The 1826-nt window shown below is 26.9% G+C and carries 1 protein-coding gene; it reads right to left on the bottom strand.

The window, feature by feature from the left end:
* Positions 1 to 1673 (bottom strand): CotH kinase family protein (locus tag C1Y58_RS26215; protein WP_157950305.1); only part of this gene is annotated, 1673 nt, incomplete at its 3' end.
* Between the last annotated feature and the right edge of the window lie 153 nt (positions 1674 to 1826).

The raw sequence follows: 1826 nt of genomic DNA on the forward strand, positions 1-1826 counted from the left end.
AATTGTCCTTCTTCTTCACCAATATATTTTACTATGAATTGATATTCTAAAGGAGAGGGCTCTAATACGCAAGACATGTTTGCACTATATCTATCATCTTTAACTTCTTTTCTTCCCGGTAAAATAACTTCATCTAAATTTATTATAACTTCTTTATCTATTATATTATTTTCATTAATAAGCTGATCTTCTTTATCAAGTATTCCATTAATATTAATATCTCTCCATATTTGAATACTACCTTCATTATAAGTACTATCAAAAGATATATCTTCAATTTTAGTACCTGAATTACCATCAGCAGCAATAGTTATTAAACCCTCATTTTTTTTATTATTATATATTTCTTTCGATACGTATGCATTATTCTTATTTAATTCATTTATTAGATATTCTTCTTTTAATTTAATCCATTCGTTAAGTATTGACACACTTTCATCAAACTCATTGTTTGTATAAATCCTTGAATTATTAGAACCATCTGATGAAAAATCGACATAATCTTTATATCTATCTGCATATACATCATCCTTTATCATATCATAAATATTTTCAATTTCAGCTAATAGATATTCACTTAGTTTATTATTATTAGTATATCTCCATATTACTTGATTAATCTCATCAACATATTTGGGATTTTTCAATATTTTATAATTTAATAAATTTAAAGGAATATTTAACTGCGTCATTGGTACTGGATGTGCACTAAATCCAAATGTATCCCATGCTATTGGTTCAAATTTCCCACTTGAAGGATCAAAGTATAATTTATTATTGTGATTGCTATCAACATGAAGACTACCACTTATCTCCATGTGTCCATACCAATTGATATATTTATCTAAATCTAATATTTTTTCTATTTCATATGGAAAAATCTCATCCTTGGTTTGATTAACTTTTTCGATTAATATCTCAAGATCTCCAAAATCATTTTCTTCCATCACATTATATTCAGCAAACTTTTCCCACTTATGTGCTTCATTCCATATGCCAGGAACTTCACCCACATAAAGATTTGATGGTAATCTCTTATTATTACGCAAAAAAGACTCATCTGTTTGGTCAATAGATAAGTATATACCTACATATTTGTTATTAATAAATAATCTTATAGGCTGTACTTCAGCAGTAAGTATTCCCATATTCTTAGCCAATTCTGCTTCCAAATAATCTACAAGCATACTTTTTTCTCTTGGGTTAACAAAATTGAACTTTCTAACCCCTTCAACTAAATCGTCTTTTTTTGTCTTAACTCTAAAAGATTTTTTATCATATAACCAGTGCCAAGTATTATCTCCTCTAAATCTTAGCTTAACTTTATGCATTTCATCTTCATATTTCATATATGCATCTATATATTCCTCTCCACTCTGAGGTAGATCATTTGATAGACTTTTAAATTCATTCGGGTCAACGTTTAAATAATAGCTATTTAAATCGCTATTATTACTTGGATTATTACTAATCGTTAAGGAGTTATATGCATGTTTAAAAACATCATGATATCCTTCTCTTAAGCTTTCTATTGATATTGGATTATAATCTTCTCTATACTTCACTAATTTGTAGTTTTCTTTTATAACAACAAATGTCATTGAAACAAAGACAATCATAACAATAAGACTTAGAGTAATTAGTATTTTATACATTTTCTTTTTATTACTCATTCTAAATCCCCTTACTCATAATAACAGTTTACTGACCGATAATAATCATTGTATTTTTGCAATTTATAGTGCATTCAATTAGTACAATATCTCAATATTATCAACTAAAATACTCAAACTTCTTGAATCTTCATTGATCTGTAATTCTTGAGG

Origin of the sequence: Vallitalea okinawensis, assembly GCF_002964605.1 — a bacterium.
Classification (GTDB): Bacteria; Bacillota; Clostridia; order Lachnospirales; family PQDH01; genus Vallitalea_A; species Vallitalea_A okinawensis.